Genomic DNA, 16,653 nt, shown 5'->3' on the forward strand with positions numbered 1-16,653 from the left:
CTGGCGGTATGGGTCATCGCCGGCGTGTACCGTCACCTGCAGTAAGGTCGTTCTCGGAGAATTCTGTTTGAAAATCCTTCTGGTCAATCCAGCCCGCAAGCATCTTGCCACCTTCGGCCATCACAGTGTTTTCCCCAACAGCCTGCTCTATATCGGGGCGGTGCTGGAGAAGGCGGGGCACGATGTGCGTATTTACGATAACCAGGTGGACCTTCGCGGGCCCAAGGATTTCATCGATTGGGGACCGCAACTTGTAGGCTTTTCCGTCCTGTCCGGTCCGAACATCGCTGAAGCCATCCAGCAGACGAAGGAATTCAAAAGGTATTTGCCGGACGTGAAAACGGTCTGGGGGAATGTCCATCCGAGCGTCCTGCCGCAACAGACGATCGCCGAAGAATTTATCGATTATCTTTGCGTTGGCGCCGGCGAATATATGATGGCCGAATTAGCCAGCCACCTGGAAACCGGTTCACCCTCGATCGATAAGATCAAAGGGCTGGCCTGGAAGGATGATGGTAAAGTCGTTGTCAACGCGCCGAGCGAATTCATTAAAAATCTGGACGACCTCCCAGATCCGGCATGGCATTTGATCGACGTGCCGAAATACTGGGAAAAATCCCTCAATACCTCGCGTGGGTGCCCCAGCAAATGCACCTTCTGCTACTCGCCGCTCTTCTACAGAGGCTACTCCGGCGACCTGTCCGCTGCCCGTATCGTTTCCCAAATCGAGCATCTTCATACAACCTATGGAGTGAAGTTTGTACGTTTCTTCGAGGACACCTTCACCTGTAACCGCGAGCGTTTGCGTGAGTTCTGCAGGTTAATGATCGAAAAGAAAATGCCGGTGCAATGGGACTGCGACTCGAGAATCGGACTGTCAGACGAGGATATCGGTCTGATGTCCAAAGCGGGCTGCGTCAGTGTGGGGCTGGGCATCGAGAGCGGTTCACCCAGGATCATCAAGTTCATCAAAAAAGGCATCACAGTGAAAGCTGTCGAGGAGACGATTGAACGCCTAGCCCGCCACAAGATTATGCCTCGCCTCTACTTCATCGCCGAACTGCCCACAGAGACCGTTGAGGAGTTTAAGGAAACGCAAGATCTCATCAAGCGACTGGACAAGCCTCCGTACCAGTACATGCCTTACAATCCCTTCCCGGGAACCGCACTCTATGAGTATTGCCTTAAAGAGGGTTTGCTTAAGGAGCCTGCAAGCCTGGCAGAATGGGCGAACGTTGTGACACTGCGCGCCATCAACCCCAGATACCTGCTCGTACCTCCTGTGCTTTTGGATAAAGCCCTCGACGACCTGCGCGACATGTATTTCCTGCGCCCGTTGCGCTTTGCCCTGCGCCATATGCCACTCTATTTCACCCGTTTGAAGCCATGGCCTAAGGAATTGTGGAAAGGCATAAAGCGGTTCATCCTCTATTTCAATACTCGGCCGGTGGCGGAGGGAAAATTACGAGGGCAATTACGTTAATCTAGATTGAGATTCTTCCCCTTCGCTTCGCTCAGGGCCAGAATGACAAATTGAAAAAATGAGCCAATGCGCGTCTTATTAGTCAACCCTGCCAAACGTTTCGAAGGTTTCCTCGGTAAAACGAGGTCTCTGCAGCCGACAGTATTGCCCAATTCTCTACTTTTCATTGGCGCGGTTCTGGAGCGCGGCGGCCACCAGGTCATGATCTGGGACCAACAGGTCGACGCACGGCAACCGGCAGATTTCTTCAAGTCCCTCAATCCGCAACTCGTTGGGTTCTCCGTTTCGGTCGGGGGAATCATCTATGAGGCTATCGCGCAGTCGATAGAATTCAAGCGCCTAGATCCCTCGATAAAAGTGGTCTGGGGGAACGTCCACCCGAGTATGCTCCCCGAGCAGACCCTGGCCGAGGATTATGTAGACTACGTAGTCATCGGCCCCGGGGAGTACACAATGCTGGAATTGGTGGACCACCTCGAAAAACGGCAGCCATCCGACCTGTCGAGTATCAATGGCCTCGCATTCAAAAATGATCGCAAGGTCATCATCAACCCCGACCGACCCTTCATCCAAAACCTCGACGAACTGCCGGACCCAGCCTGGCACCTGGTGCCGATGGAGGATTACTGGGAAAAATCCCTGAACACCTCCCGCGGCTGCCCCAGCAAGTGCATCTTTTGCTACAACCCGCCCTTTCATAAGGGCCAACTCGGCGAATTCTCCGCCGAACGCATCGTGTCCCAGATGGAGACCCTCAAGAAGAGCTACGACGTGCCGCTCTTCCGCTTCTTCGAGGACGATTTCTGCCACAACCGACCGCGGCTGCATCGGTTCTGCAAGCTGGTCATCGAAAAGAAAATGAAAATCCGCTGGGACTGCGACGCGCGCGCCGGCCTAACTGAGGAGGACGTACGGCTAATGAAGCAAAGCGGCTGCGCTTCAGTCGGCTTCGGCGTGGAGAGCGGTTCGCCGCGGCTGCTGAAATTCATCCGCAAGACAGCCAAACTCGAGGACATCAAGCAGACGTTCAAGCTCCTCGTCAAATACAAGATCCTGCCCAAGCTGTACCTGATCTCGGAACTGCCGACCGAAACCGTCGCGGACTTCGAGGCTACCAAGAATCTCATAAAAGAACTCGGCAACCCGCCATACCAGTATGTCTCCTTCCTGCCCTACCCCGGGACCGAGCTTTATAACTACTGCATCGCTCGCGGCCTTGAGCCCCCGAAAACGACCGAGGAATGGGCGGCTTTTATATCGCAACCTGATTGCGGCGCCCGGTGGTCCGAAGTGCCCAAAGAAATGACCGCCGCTTTCAAGCGAAAGCTGGTAAAATACTACTTCTGGCGGAGGACGTTCTTCGCTCTGCGGCACGGAATGTTTTCCTTCTATATCCCCGTCAACCCAAGCGCGAAGGAGTTCTTCCGCGTCATCCGATTCTGGTGGAGGTATTATGTCACCCGACCCTTGTACGGCTGATTCAAAAAATCCTGTGTCGAAAATCACATACCGTGAGCATTTGGGCGAGTTTCACGGCACCAAAGCCGAGATCATCGGCCACTGCGTCTGGGACTACCCCGCCAACACCCTGGTCCTCCGCCTGCCGCAGCCCAAGTGGGTCCTGTGCGCTTACCAGGGTTACCGCAAGGTTACCTCCGTGCTTAACTGCTTCCACCCGCCGGAATCCTGGCGCGCCGTTGACAATACTAACCGCACCTATTGGGAATACACGCGCTGGATCCACCGCGAGATGCTGAAGCAAGTGGCCCCCGGTGAAAAGACGGCGCTTCTTTTCACCGGCGTAGACATGCACAAGCACGTTGTGGTCGAGGAGACATTTGAGGAATTGTGGGTGCAAGCCTGGGTCACCGCCGGCGTCAAGACCAATGCCCTTAGGATAGGCAGGGATGCCGCATATGGAATCGAACGAAAAGGACTATGGCAGCCTTTCGATCATAAGGAGCCACCCCAGCCCGGCACTATCAACATCATCGTCCTCACCTCCTCAGACTTAGGACAAGCAGCCATGGCAAGCAGCTTTATTACAATCACCGAGGCCAAGACCGCAGCCCTCCAGGATCTGGACATTCGAAGTTCCTACAATCCCAAATTGCTCGCGACGGGGACCAGCACCGATCAGGTCTGCGTTGTTCCGGGGAATGGCGATCGATGCTTCTATGTATCGGGTCAGGTCAAATTGGGCGAGTTGATTGCCCGGGCTGTCACCCGCGGTGTTACCGAGGCTATCAATAAAGTGCGAGGCCAAGGATAATCGTTGTCCCACTAACCGTTTCGTGTTTCGACAAGCTCAAGACGAACGGAATACAATAAAAACGTGAAACACCGCGGCGGCAAACTCCTAACCAAGTCCAAATTCATGGCCGGGCTACAATGCCCACGCTATTTGTGGATTTATGTTAACGATCCCAGCCGCATCCCCCAGCCAAACCTTATCACCCAACACACCTTCGATCAGGGGCACGAAGTCGGGGAGATAGCCAAAAAGCTCTTCCCCGGCGGGCTCGACATGTCGAACCTGGGCTTTCGGGAAATGCTATCGGAGACCTCGGCGCGTCTAACAGATCGGAAACCCATCTTCGAAGCTGCTTTTCAGTGTAATCAGCTATACGCCCGGGTCGATATCCTGAATCCGTCCGGTGATGACGGCTGGGACATCGTCGAGGTCAAGAGCGCTACCGAAGTAAAAGACGAAAATATCGCCGACGTAGCCTTCCAGCGTTACGTAGCGGAGCGGTGCGGGTTAACGGTAAACCGCTGTTATCTCGTCCACATTAACCGTGAATACATCAGACAGGGCGAGATCGACCCGGCCGGGCTTCTGATGTCTGAGGATATCACCGAACGCGTTGCCGAGGTCATAGGCGGCATGGCTGATATGGTGGAGGACATGCTCCAGACTATATCCGGTGATTGCCCCGATTCGGTTATCGGTCGACTTTGCGATTCACCCTACATTTGCCCGCTAAAAGACGGATGTTGGGCGTCGCTGCCGGAACATCCGGTCAGCGACCTTTACCGCATCGGATCGAAAATGGATGACCTATTGAAACGCGGCATCACTTCGATCCGCGAGATTCCAGCAGGATTTAAATTAAACGAGAAGCAACTCATCCAGAAAACCTGCGTCGAGTGCGGTCAGCCCTATCTTGAAACCGATAAAATAGTCGATTTCCTTGCGGATTTGAAGTATCCGCATTACTTCCTCGACTTTGAGACTTTTGCGACTGCTATACCGATGTTCGATGGAACCAAGCCTTTCCAACCCGTCCCGTTTCAATTCTCGCTGCATACTGTTGCGTCGCCATCATCTGGAGTTGAACATAAGTATTTTCTTGCCAGAGGACCCGGCGACCCGCGTCGAGAGTTCATCGAAGCGCTAAGCTCCTGTCTCGGAGAAGAAGGTTCAATTATTGTTTACAACCAGAGCTTCGAAGAAGGGGTCCTGGAAAAGTTAGCTGAGGCTTATCCTGAATACCAGAACTGGATCGAGAATGTTATATCACGGATGAAAGACTTGATCATTCCCTTCAGGAATTTTAATTACTATCACCCGAACCAGTGCGGCAGCGCTTCGCTCAAACACGTTCTGCCATCGATCGCAGGCATCACTTATGAAGGCATGAACATAGCTGAAGGGCAAACCGCAAGTCTGAAATTTATGGCTGCCGCATTCGGTGAGATTTCAGAACCTGACCGGCAAACGATCTTCAACGATCTTCTCGAATACTGCGGCCAGGATACGTACGGCATGGTACGCATAGTGGAGGAACTGAGGAAATTGGTCGTGTCTTAAAAAGATCCGATTTCCTAAAAGAAACGAGGCCCTCGACTTGAAGGCCTCGTTTCTATTTGAAGGGAGGAGGAGCTAATTGATGTTGTAGATGACCTGAACGGAAACAGTCAGGTCGGTATCGCCGGGAAGAATAGGAGTCGTAGAACCGGCAGCTCCGGCTTTCGAATCAAAGGACGGCGGAAGAACCCGGGCGGCGGTACTGGAAGAATCACTGACGTAGCTGACAGAACCCAGGGACACTCCGGTAACACGGGCGATCTGTTCAGCCTTGGCCTTGGCATCGAGAAGAGCAAGTTCACGAGCTTGATCGATCGCTTTAGTGGGATCATCCACAGAGAATGCGATGCTATTGACGCGGACAGCATCACCTGCGGCGGCGACGGAAGCGTCGATGATTTTACCGGCGTTGGCGATCACCCGGACTTTTACGACGACCGTGTTGGTCACCTGGTAACCCCGGATAACGGGAGTGCCGATATCTTTGGTGTAATCATAAACTGGATAAATATTGAAGTTCTGTGTCTTGATGTCCTTGTCGGCTATGCCCTGAGTCTTCAGAACGTTAATCAGCGCATCCATGGCGGCTGAGGCTTTTTGATTGGCATCGGCAAGCGTCGCTGATTCGACTTGAACTCCGAGAGACAGGTTGGCAACATCGGGAACAACGGTCACTTTACCTTCACCCGAAACCCAGATTCCGACTTGCTGAGTGGTGTTGACGAGTTCACCAGATTGAGCAGCCGTAAATCCCATGACACCCATCCCGACAGCGAAGATGGCAATCGCTATCAGGGCTCCCAAGATACCCTTTTTCATGGCGGTTCTCCTTTTACAAATTTTTTGCGGTCTCAAGAAGTATAACGGCGCATTTTCAAATTAGTTAGTACAGTTTTCTTCCCAAAATTTGCATATGGGCTCGCAAAAACCGGTGGTATAATTAGCAAAAATAACAACGGAGGAACCGGCCCGAGCCTGGGGGCGAGCGCCATTTCACCGTTATCCCGAATCCGGCGCAAGCGTAGGGCTGAAAGTTCTGCGATGAGCAACGAAAAGGGTATCGTCCGGCAGTTGTTCTCCGAAGCTGAGATCACTCCCGATGGGGATAACGTTTATGACCCCCAGATACACGATCCCCGGTTTTATAAGCGAGTACTTCAAGAAAAATCCCTCGGCCTTGGGGAGGCCTACATGGATGGCTGGTGGGACTGCCAAAGCCTCGACCAGTTCTTCCATCGCCTACTAGCCGCGGATCTGGATAAAAAAATCAGGAACAATCCCAGACTGCTGGCTGCCTTCGCCTGGAATACCATCACCAATCCAGGCCGCAAATCCAAGGCATTTGAAATCGGTCAAAAGCATTACGACATCGGCAACGACTTGTACAGGGCGATGCTGGATAAACGCCTCACATACACCTGCGGCTACTGGAAAGACGCCGAAACCCTCGATGATGCACAGGAAAGTAAACTGGATTTGGTGTGCCGTAAAATCAATCTGCGGCCGGGGCAAAAGGTGCTGGACATTGGGTCCGGATGGGGATGTTTTATCAAGTTTGCCAGTGAGCGTTATGAAGCTGAGGCAGATGGCGTTACCGTCTCAAAGGAACAGAAAGCCCTTGCCGACGAGATGTGTTGCGGCATTCCAGCACGGACTCAACTTAAAGATTATCGAGACATTGACGGCAAATACGACCACGTGGTGTCCCTGGGGATGTTCGAACACGTCGGGCACAAGAATTATCGAGTGTTTATGAAAGCGGTAAATAGGGCCCTTAGCGATGGAGGATTGTTCCTTCTCCACACAATCGGGGGAAACAAATCAACCTCTGGCTCTGATCCCTGGATCACCAAATACATCTTCCCGAACTCCATGATCCCATCAATGGCACAGATCACCAGGGCGATCGAAGGGCTATTTGTGTTGGAGGACTGCCACAGCTTTGGAGCAGATTACGATAGGACTCTCATGGCGTGGCATCGAAATTTCACCAGCAACTGGCCCAGCCTCTCGAATAAATATGATGAACGGTTCTACCGGATGTGGACTTATTTCCTCCTCTCCTGCGCGGGATCATTCAGAGCGAGGAAAAACCAGTTGTGGCAACTGATCTTTTCAAAACGGGGAGTGGCGGGGGGTTACCGGGCAATCCGATAATTGATCCCCGATTCCAGAAATTTCATTTTACCGTTGAATAATCCTCGATAACTTAAGTCCGCAGCCTCCCTGTGTCAACCGAATGCGACTATGTTATTCTGATAATACATGTTCTTTAAGCTTTCGTGAAAAGGAATGTTATGACACCTGAAATAAGTCCACACTTAAATGGCGACGTAATCCTGCGAACCTCAGGGCTCACTAAATATTTCGGTACATTGGCCGCGGTCAAGAACCTGAACCTTGAACTTAGAAAAGGCGAAGTGTTCGGCTTCCTGGGGCCAAACGGCGCCGGCAAAAGCACCACTGTCGGCATGCTGCTCAATCTTATCGCTCCCACCGCCGGAGAGATTGAAATCTTCGGGCTAAAGCTCGAAGAACACCGATGGCCGATACTCAGAAGGATCGGGGCCATCATTGAAGAGCCGGCTTTTTATCCATATTTATCAGGTTGGGATAACCTAGAAGCCCTGAGCAAATCCATCGGAGATGTACCCCTTACCAAGATCAAAGAGGTACTAGAAAGAGTCAATCTGTTCGACCGTTCAAGAGACCGATACCAAACATATTCGATGGGTATGAAACAGAGACTCGGTATCGCCGCTGCGCTGCTCCGCGACCCGGAACTCATTATTCTGGACGAACCGACCAACGGGCTGGATCCGGCTGGCACCAAGGAGATCCGGGACCTGATCCCGGAACTTGCCCATGAGAACCGCGCGGTATTCCTTTGCAGCCACCTTCTTCACGAGGTCGAACTGGTCTGCGACCGGGTAGCCATCATCAAGAAAGGCAACATGATCGCCAATGCCCAGGTGCGCGAACTGCTGACTACTGGGCAGGTACTCCAGGTTAGGGTTGTCGATTCGGACATAACCGCCGCCTCCGATGTACTAAAAAACCTGCCGTGGATCCATTCGGTTAAATCCGAGAACGGCTATCTGGTGGTAGATGCTCCAAAAGAAAGCGGTGCCCAGGTCAACAAGGCGCTGGCGGAGAAGAATATCTTCGCTTCGGAAATCGTGCCCCATGTCGCCAGCCTGGAAGACATTTTCCTGGAGCTGACCGGAGGTGAGAGTCATGATTAGGTTGATCAGCGCCGAACTGTTCAAACTGCGGAAACGCGGCATGACCCGGACCCTCCTGTTTGTGCTTATGGGGATCCTCGTGGTGGTGTACCTGATACTATATGCTGTCTCCAGGGCTAACATTCCGACCGGTCCCGGAGGACCAGGACAGATCGACTTGCAAACGGTGCTGGGACTTCCGGTGGCGATTCCTTTTGCCTTTAACATGTTGGCATCTTTAGGAACCGTACTGGCGGTCATCCTCATGGCCAGTTCCATGGGCAATGAATACAACTGGCGCACTATCCGCAGTACCGTCGCGGCTAGCGAGAGCCGATTCAAACTCCTGGGCGCCAAGTTAATTTCGGTTTTCATCTTCATTTTGATCGGGATGGTCATAGGCGTGATCACCGGATTCTTAATGAGCATGATCACCACGGCTATAGGCGGAAACAGTTTTAACTTCAACTTCTTTACCGGAAGCTACGCCTGGGACCAGTTCCTTCAGTTCTGGCGGACTTTTTTCGTGATGCTGCCCTTCGTGTTCCTAGGTTTCATGCTCTCGATCGCCGGTCGCTCGGCCATGCCGGGCATTGCCCTGGGCATCGGAGTACTCTTTTTCGAGCCGATCATCACCGGTTTAATGAGTCTTGCGGGCGGTTGGGTGGCTGATATTCCGAAATATTTACTCGGGGCGAATGTGAACGTAATTACAGCACTGGCTAACCTGCCGGAAGGCTTCAGCGGAGGATTCGGCGGAGCCGGTGATAATTCAGCGCCTAGCGTTCTACATGCAACGATCTTGCTCAGCATTTACGCCATCGCTTTTGTCACCTATTCCTTCTACTTATTCAAGAAGAGGGACGTCACTGGCTAATCAAGGCGACGAGTCGATGAAAGGAATTTACATTCTTGTTATCGAATTACCGGCGGATGGCGAGATCAACACTCTGAAAAAGAAATTCACACTGTCCAAAGGGTTTTACATGTATGTCGGTTCGGCGATGAATAATCTCGAAGCCAGAGTTAAGCGTCACCTCTCGAAATCGAAAAAACAACACTGGCACATTGATTTCCTTCTGGACCGTGCCCGGATAAAAGCCGTATTCCTGGCTCAAACCGAAGCAAAACAGGAATGTCAACTGGCCGGTCAGTTTGCCCGATTAAAATCGGCCCACAACTTCGGGTGTAGCGACTGCCGTTGCTATTCTCACCTGTTTTTTGGTGAAAGCGAGAGCGCATTACGCGGGTCAGCCTTGCAAGGTTTTATAGCTATCGGACTTGAACCTCTGGAACAGGCAATTTAACTAATAATCCCGGCGCTGTTATAATGGGAAAAACTCAGGGAGACCGATTGAAAGTATTCAAATCCGCCCTTCTCGAGATAGCCTATATCCTGGCAGGGGCGTTAATAATTTTCCTCCTTTTCCAGGTCACACTCCAAAACTCAATCGTCGACGGTTCCAGCATGGAACCCAACCTTATGAACGGCGATCGTTTACTGGTCAGCAAGGTAAGCTACGTTTTCAGCGAACCGAAGCGTGGCGACATCGTGATCTTTCCTTCACCCTATAGCGACGGCAGGGAATTCATTAAACGCATCATCGGCCTGCCGGGAGAGACGGTGCAGATCGTTTCCGGGGAAGTCCGGATCAACGGAACACTGATCGACGAACCTTATCTGGTGAATAAAGATACCAGAAGTTATCCGGCTACCGTAATTCCAACCGGCGAATATTTCGTCATGGGTGACAACCGCCCGGTGAGTCTGGATTCCCGCCAGGGCTGGACTGTTAAACGCGCCGATATCAACGGAAAAGCCTGGCTGGTTTTTTACCCGTTCAAGAGTTTTGGATTCGCACCCAACCATAAATTTGCCGATATTGCCGCCGGCGCTGTCCTACTGCCAATTTTCATCCTTCGCCGACAGGAGAATTCTCATTAACGACATCGAAGCCCTATTCATCAAATCAGGCGCGGTCCTTAACGGACACTTCGTACTTACATCAGGTCTCCATTCTCCGGTTTATTGGGAAAAGTTCCGCATTATCGAAAACCCTGCCACGGCTGTGTCGCTATGTAATATGATCGCCGAGCACTTTAAGGGCAAAGGGATCGAACTGGTCGTCGGCCCAACTACTGGAGGCATCATCCTGGCGTTCGAAGTTGCACGCCTTATGGGATTGCCAGCAGCCTTCGCAGAAAAAGTGCCGTCCGGAGAGCGAGAATTCCGCCGGGGTTTTAAGATCAGAGCCGGCGAGAAAATCCTCGTTGTAGACGATGTGTTGACCACAGGAAAAAGCGTCCGCGAGGTTTTCGATGCTGTGGCCAAGCATAAAGGCGACATAGTCGGCGTAGGTGTCCTGGTCGATCGTTCCGATACTCCATTTGGTTTTGGCGCACCGCTGTTCAGTTGTTTGCGCGTCGCCAACATCCCTGCTTATAAACCAGAGCACTGCCCTTTGTGCCAGTCGGGACAACCGCTTACGAAGCCAGGGAGCAGCTAAATGGGCACGGCGCTCGCCATCGCCGCCGTCATTTTCCTGGCTTTCACTATCATCACCGTCAACTATTACCTCATCCGCCGCCGTTTTGAAACACGTTTCAAAGAGTGGCAAGCCCAAGAACAAATCTACTGGCAAAATGAGGTTGAACGCACTTCCAGGCAAGCGGTAGCTCAAAGCCGGGCGGTCCTCGGCGGCAAGTTTACCGAGCAAATGGCTCCCTACCTGCCCGAATTCAAATATGATCCCACTGAAGCCCGATTCATCGGTTCGCCCATCGACTTTGTCGTTTTTCCGGGATTATCCGCCGGCGATCCCAAAGAGGTGGTGATCGTCGAGGTAAAGAGCGGCAAGAATTGCGTTCTGACTCCGTCGGAAAAAAAGATCCAGGAACTTATCGAGGACGGGATGGTACGGTGGGAGCTTATCGAGCGGCGATGTGAAGATGAAAGCAATTCTCAGGGCAATAGTTGATGCCTGCGGAAACACGATTCTCAATTAAGCAGTTTGTCGAAGACGAATTATCGCAACTTACCCGTTTGATCAATGAAACGATTGAGAAGTCGTATTCCAGCGCCTATCCGCCGAAGGCGGTTCGCTTTTTTCTTGATTACCATGCGCGTATGAACGTCCTCCGTGATGCCGGCGCCGGCACCATCTTGATCGGTTGGGAGAAAAAGAGCGCCGTTGCAACCGGTACGCTGGTCGGAAATCACGTATCACGCGTGTTTGTCGGCGCCGAGTATCGAAAACGAGGCTACGGGAAAATGATCGCCGAGGAGCTAGAGAATCGAGCCAGGGCTAGAGACCTCAGGGCGTTGGAACTCGATGCTTCCGTGACATCCAGAAGTTTCTGGGAACGGCTGGGGTGGATCGTTATCTCTCACGAAGTTGAAATGGTTGAAGATGAACCTCTGGAATATTTCAAGATGAAGAAAGAGTTAGTCTAACCTAAGTCCGCTTAAAAAAACGTTCCAAAGCCGAGATTTCCAGCTTCATCAGGGTGGGGCGGCCGTGGGGGCAGGCGTTGGGAACTTGAGCTTTTTCTAAATCAAGCAACAAAACCCTTATTTCATCCATCGACAAAACTTTTCCCGCCCTGACCGCCGAGTGGCAGGCAATGAGTTCAGCCAATCTCTCCTCTCCCAGTGCGAGAGACTCCGGCGAGTTCAGGAATTCATGCAGAGCCGTTTGCCAATCGCCGCCCGATAATGCCTGTGGTATGGCGCGGACTAACAAACTGCGCTCACCGAAAGACTCAATGATAAAACCATAGGCAGCCAGTGTGGAAAACAGTGACGAAAACCGGTTCATCTCGGCCGGGAATAATTCTACATTCTGCGGTTCAAGGAACGCCTGCGACGATGGAATTCGACTCTTACGCCCGGCGATGACTTTTTCGTACATGATGCGCTCATGCGCCGCATGCTGATCAATGATATAGAGACCGTCCGGACCTTCGGCAAGGATATAACATCCGGCCACTTGCCCCAAAGGCCTTAATGCGGGAATAGCCTGAGAGGGCGTAGGTCGGAGATCATTTCGTTCCGAAAATAGGTCCGTCGGAATGGAAGAAGTTTGAAATCCGCTCGGACGATAGTTTGAAAAAGCATCGGCGACCGTTGGGGCTGCAACTGCCAAACTCGGAACCGGGGCTTCTCCGAGCAACGCCGCACGCACCGCTTGGCGCACGAACTCAAAGACTTTGCCGTCTTCGCGGAACTTGATTTCGGTTTTAGCCGGGTGGATGTTGATGTCGGTGTCAGATGGCGGAAGCCGAAGATTTATGATGGCATTGGGATAACGGCCTACTGTAAGTAAACCGTGACAGGCTTCCTCGATAGCTCGCGAAAGGATGTGGCTCCTGACCCAGCGCCGGTTGACAAAAAGGAACAAGCCAGTTCGATTCGCCCGGGAATTTTCGGGCGCCGAGACAAGGCCGGCAATCGAAAATGAGCCATCGACAGCGGAGATTTCGATCATCCTGGCGGCGACATGATGGCCGAGAATTTCAATGGCGGTATCCCGCAATTTGCCGTTACCAGGTGTCATCAGTGTGTCCCGTCCGTCGACGATAAGTTTAAACCTGACCTCAGGATAGGCTAACGAATAATTGCTCACAACGGTCACGATATGCCCTGTCTCCGTAGTGTCCGACTTGAGGAATTTCAGACGCGCGGGCACCTCGCGAAAGAGATGAGAGACCGAAATAGTCGTGCCGCAAGCCCGCGCTATGGGACGGACTATATCTCCCCGGCCCCCTCGCAAGGACATCATCTTGCCGGATGGGCTTCCACTGACAGCCGTCGTCACTTCCACCTCGGCCACTGCTGCAATCGAACCCAGGGCTTCACCTCGGAACCCCAGAGTTCCGATAGAGCTCAGATCATCAAACGACGATAGCTTGGAAGTTGCATGCCGGGCGAAAGCTAAAGGAAGTTCGTCGGATAGTATGCCACAGCCGTCATCGGATACCTTGATCAAACCTGCGCCGCCGCCTTTGATCTCAATGTCAATGCGGTGAGACCCAGCATCTATCGAGTTTTCCAGCAGTTCTTTGACTACCGAAGCCGGCCGTTCAACAACCTCGCCGGCGGCGATACGAGCCACGGTCTGGTGGTCGAGAACGCGGATGGGCACTAGGTCTTCTCCAGCCTGGCGAAAGAAAGAAGTAATTTCTTGAGCCCGGCGGTTTTAAAAGCGACAACAACCTCTGTATCATCTTTGACCGGCAAAGTGCTGATTACCACCCCATCGCCAAACACGGCATGTTTTACCTGATCGCCGGTCTTAAAGGCCGGGGGCGTTGCTTTAACGTGGGTACGGGCAATTCCGCCCCCGATCGGGGCAGACGGTATGGTAGGCTGAGCGGGTCGTTCAGCATAATCGTAAAGTTTCTTCTGCAGCGGGATAAGAGGTTTGACCGGTTCCTCGCGGGCGGCGGTTGCCGTGGTGAGGTGCGCGGGAATAGATGCGAGGAACCGCGATGGTTCGTTAACGGTGCTGCCGCCCATCAGGCTTCGGCGGAACGCTCGCAGGAGATACAGCCGTCGCTTGGCACGGGTGACGCCCACGTAGCACAACCGCCGTTCTTCTTCCATCTGAGCGGGATCGTCGAATGATCGGAAGTGAGGCAAAACGCCTTCTTCCAGGCCAACCATAAAGACTGCCGGGAACTCAAGCCCTTTGGCTTGATGCAGGGTGATCAGAGTAACGCCACCTTCGGTTTCATCAAGATTGTCCACATCGGAAACGAGGCTTACACTTTCCAAAAACGGCGATAGAGCATCGCCAGGCAACAGGGAATTAAACGGCTCAGCGACGGTGCGCAATTCGGCGATATTCTCCAGCCGTTCTTCGCCGTCGGGTTGGGCTTTGAGGTATGTTGAATAGCCGGATTTTTCCAACACGTGATCGAAGAGTTCAAGTATTGGTAGAGTTTTGCTTTCGGCGATAAAACCCCGGATCAATTTGTAGAAAATATCGAAAGATGCGAGGGCACGGGCTGCCAGCGGCGGTTTATCAACCCCCGTCGACGACTGTTCCAAAGCTTCAAAAAGAGAAATGTCGTGTTGCTTGGCCCAGCTTTGCATCTCGAGGATCGATTTATCGCCCAATCCTCGAGGGGGCATATTGATTATCCGCATCAATGAGACCGAATCAGCTGGATTATGGATAAGTCTGAAATAGGCTATAAGGTCTTTAACCTCACGCCGCTCGTAGAACCTGGTGCCGGCAACCAGCTTATAAGGCACCCCATAGCGGATGAAGGCCTCTTCCAGTGCCCGGGACTGAGCGTTAGTGCGGTACATAACGGCAATGTCATTCAGGCGGAATTTTTTCGATCCCGTCAGCCGCTCCGTTTCCCGAACAACCATCTGAGCTTCTTCCTGTTCGTTATAGGCTTCGATCAGGCATACCGGTTCGCCCGGTTCGTTTTCGGTCCAGAGTTTGATGCCTTTTCTAGTCCGGTTGTCGGCAATAATGTTGGAAGCAGTTTCCAGGATCTTGGCCGTCGACCTATAGTTCTGTTCCAGATAATGAATCTGGGCGTCCGGAAAATCTTTTTCGAAATTGAACACGTTGCGCAAGTCGGCAGCCCGCCACGAATAAATGGACTGGTCCGGATCGCCAACGACCGCGATGTTACGATGCCCTCCGGCCAAAAGTTTTACCAGTTCGTACTGCACCAAGTTGGTATCCTGGAACTCGTCAACCATGATGTGGACATAGCGGTCCTGATACCGTTTCAGGATTTCAGGTTTACGTTTGAACAGGAAAACGGTCTTAAGCAAAAGGTCATCAAAATCGACGGCATTGTTTTGAGAAAGCATCTTCTCATAACGCTCGTAAACCCGCCCGACAATCTCATCGAAATAATTCTTGCCGGTCTCCTTGAACTTTTCGGGAGTAACCATTTGACTTTTGGCCTGGCTAATAGCCGCGGCGATCTTGGGCGCAGGAAACTGTTTGGGATCCACCTTGGCATCGATCGAAGCCTGTTTCAAGAGTTTTTCCTGGTCGTCAGCGTCAAAGATAACGAATTCAGGATGGATCCCTATGGCCTCCCCGTCTTTCCTCAAGATTCCGGCACAGATTGCATGAAACGTTCCGAGCGTCATGTCTTTGACTGAACCGAAGAGAAGTTTCTCAAGCCTTTCACGCATCTCGCGTGCGGCTTTATTGGTAAAGGTCACCGCCAGAATCCTGTGCGGGTTAATACCCACCGTTCTCACAAGATAAGCGATACGGTAAGTGATAACTCTTGTCTTACCTGAGCCGGGTCCTGCTAGGATAAGAACCGGCCCCTTGATGGCCTCGGCGGCCTTGCGTTGAGCGGGATTCAAATCTTTTAAAAAATCGGTATTCAAAGCCGCCCATTATAGCATTTTTGGTTTTCAGGAGGCAGGGCGAGGCATGGTTTGGAAAACAGGCACTAAATAACTATTGTTTTTACCCTGCGCCACTGATATAATATCCAACAACTTAATAAGTAACCCCTCCTTTAAACCCGGTCCTGTGAGGCCGGCAAGGGTTAGCGGGATTAAACGCGCAGACACCTCTTGCCGGAAAATTGGCGAGAGGTTTTTTAATGTCCGCAAAAACGGTAATGACCGCTGAGGACATGCGCAGAACGCTGTCCCGGATTGCTCACGAAATCGTCGAGCGCACCAAGGACATCAAGTCGGTTGTACTCGTCGGCATGCAAACCAGGGGTGTACCCCTTGCTAATCGTCTGGCTTCTCTCATCGCTGACTTTGAAAAAGTTCAGGTACCTGTAGGCGCCCTGGATTTTTCGCTCTATCGAGACGATCTGGGTCGCCGCAACTTTAACCCGCAGGTAAAATCCACCGACATTCCGGTTGACATCGAAGGTAAAGTCGTCATCCTGGTTGACGACGTACTGTACACAGGCCGCTCGGTCCGCGCGGCTATGGATGCGCTGATCGACTACGGGCGGCCGCAGGTAATCCAGTTGGCAGTGCTAGTCGACCGTGGCCACAGGGAACTGCCGATTCGGGCTGATTATGTCGGCAAAAACATTCCGTCCGCAACCAATGAAGACATCAGGGTAAGACTGGCTGAAACGGATACGATGGATGAAGTACTCATCTCATCAGGTGAATAATA

The 16,653-nt window shown here is 52.3% G+C and carries 16 protein-coding genes; 13 read left to right on the top strand and 3 right to left on the bottom strand.

Features of this window, described 5'->3' with window-relative positions:
* Nucleotides 1–67 precede the first annotated feature (67 nt).
* The 4 genes from HX448_RS06925 to HX448_RS06940 all read left to right on the top strand — a co-directional run bounded on the left by HX448_RS06925 (nucleotide 68) and on the right by HX448_RS06940 (nucleotide 5,297).
* Entirely contained in the window at nucleotides 68–1,483 is a 1,416-nt protein-coding gene (locus HX448_RS06925; RefSeq protein ID WP_102329993.1) for a B12-binding domain-containing radical SAM protein, read from the top strand.
* A 66-nt stretch (nucleotides 1,484–1,549) separates the two neighbouring features.
* Entirely contained in the window at nucleotides 1,550–2,962 is a 1,413-nt protein-coding gene (locus tag HX448_RS06930) for a B12-binding domain-containing radical SAM protein (RefSeq protein ID WP_102329992.1), read from the top strand.
* A complete protein-coding gene (locus HX448_RS06935) occupies nucleotides 2,937–3,755 on the top strand; it encodes an adenosylcobinamide amidohydrolase (protein WP_102329991.1) in 819 nt (272 codons plus the stop codon). The genes HX448_RS06930 and HX448_RS06935 overlap by 26 nt, the downstream gene beginning before the upstream one ends.
* A gap of 63 nt (nucleotides 3,756–3,818) precedes the next feature.
* Nucleotides 3,819–5,297 (top strand): DUF2779 domain-containing protein, encoded by a 1,479-nt coding sequence (locus tag HX448_RS06940; protein WP_226846686.1) that lies wholly within the window; start codon nucleotides 3,819–3,821, stop codon nucleotides 5,295–5,297.
* A gap of 72 nt (nucleotides 5,298–5,369) precedes the next feature.
* Here the strand turns inward: HX448_RS06940 and HX448_RS06945 are convergent, their stop codons facing one another.
* Entirely contained in the window at nucleotides 5,370–6,113 is a 744-nt protein-coding gene (locus HX448_RS06945) for an SIMPL domain-containing protein (protein WP_102329990.1), read from the bottom strand.
* Between the two features lie 222 nt (nucleotides 6,114–6,335).
* On the opposite strand from HX448_RS06945, the gene cfa reads away from it, so the two are divergent.
* The 8 genes from cfa (at nucleotide 6,336) to HX448_RS06985 (ending at nucleotide 11,972) form a co-directional block, all read left to right on the top strand.
* On the top strand, nucleotides 6,336–7,451 hold the full coding sequence (cfa, locus tag HX448_RS06950) for a cyclopropane fatty acyl phospholipid synthase (RefSeq protein ID WP_102329989.1): 1,116 nt from the start codon (nucleotides 6,336–6,338) through the stop codon (nucleotides 7,449–7,451).
* A gap of 140 nt (nucleotides 7,452–7,591) precedes the next feature.
* Nucleotides 7,592–8,539: an ABC transporter ATP-binding protein gene (locus HX448_RS06955; RefSeq protein WP_102329988.1), complete on the top strand. Its 948-nt coding sequence runs from the start codon at nucleotides 7,592–7,594 to the stop codon at nucleotides 8,537–8,539.
* Nucleotides 8,532–9,395: an ABC transporter permease gene (locus tag HX448_RS06960; protein WP_102329987.1), complete on the top strand. Its 864-nt coding sequence runs from the start codon at nucleotides 8,532–8,534 to the stop codon at nucleotides 9,393–9,395. The genes HX448_RS06955 and HX448_RS06960 overlap by 8 nt, the downstream gene beginning before the upstream one ends.
* 16 nt (nucleotides 9,396–9,411) lie before the next feature.
* Nucleotides 9,412–9,825: a GIY-YIG nuclease family protein gene (locus HX448_RS06965; protein WP_102329986.1), complete on the top strand. Its 414-nt coding sequence runs from the start codon at nucleotides 9,412–9,414 to the stop codon at nucleotides 9,823–9,825.
* A gap of 47 nt (nucleotides 9,826–9,872) precedes the next feature.
* A complete protein-coding gene (lepB, locus tag HX448_RS06970) occupies nucleotides 9,873–10,463 on the top strand; it encodes a signal peptidase I (protein ID WP_226846688.1) in 591 nt (196 codons plus the stop codon).
* Nucleotides 10,459–11,025 carry an orotate phosphoribosyltransferase gene (gene pyrE / locus HX448_RS06975; protein WP_102330527.1) on the top strand — a complete coding sequence of 189 codons (567 nt, stop codon included), beginning with the start codon at nucleotides 10,459–10,461 and terminating at the stop codon, nucleotides 11,023–11,025. The genes lepB and pyrE overlap by 5 nt, the downstream gene beginning before the upstream one ends.
* On the top strand, nucleotides 11,026–11,496 hold the full coding sequence (locus HX448_RS06980; protein WP_102329984.1) for a Holliday junction resolvase-like protein: 471 nt from the start codon (nucleotides 11,026–11,028) through the stop codon (nucleotides 11,494–11,496).
* Complete coding sequence (locus HX448_RS06985; protein WP_102329983.1) at nucleotides 11,496–11,972, top strand: GNAT family N-acetyltransferase; 477 nt, start codon at nucleotides 11,496–11,498, stop codon at nucleotides 11,970–11,972. Before HX448_RS06980 ends, HX448_RS06985 begins: the two co-directional genes overlap by 1 nt.
* 1 nt (nucleotide 11,973) lies before the next feature.
* Here the strand turns inward: HX448_RS06985 and mutL are convergent, their stop codons facing one another.
* Together mutL and HX448_RS06995 are read right to left on the bottom strand one after the other, a co-directional pair.
* Nucleotides 11,974–13,662, bottom strand: a complete 1,689-nt coding sequence (gene mutL, locus HX448_RS06990; RefSeq protein ID WP_102329982.1) for a DNA mismatch repair endonuclease MutL — start codon at nucleotides 13,660–13,662, stop codon at nucleotides 11,974–11,976.
* Complete coding sequence (locus tag HX448_RS06995) at nucleotides 13,662–15,893, bottom strand: ATP-dependent helicase (protein WP_102329981.1); 2,232 nt, start codon at nucleotides 15,891–15,893, stop codon at nucleotides 13,662–13,664. Before HX448_RS06995 ends, mutL begins: the two co-directional genes overlap by 1 nt.
* A gap of 221 nt (nucleotides 15,894–16,114) precedes the next feature.
* On the opposite strand from HX448_RS06995, the gene pyrR reads away from it, so the two are divergent.
* Nucleotides 16,115–16,651 (top strand): bifunctional pyr operon transcriptional regulator/uracil phosphoribosyltransferase PyrR, encoded by a 537-nt coding sequence (gene pyrR, locus HX448_RS07000; RefSeq protein ID WP_102329980.1) that lies wholly within the window; start codon nucleotides 16,115–16,117, stop codon nucleotides 16,649–16,651.
* Nucleotides 16,652–16,653 lie beyond the last annotated feature (2 nt).

The organism is Dehalogenimonas etheniformans (assembly GCF_014672715.2).
GTDB classification, from domain to species: Bacteria; Chloroflexota; Dehalococcoidia; order Dehalococcoidales; family Dehalococcoidaceae; genus Dehalogenimonas; species Dehalogenimonas etheniformans.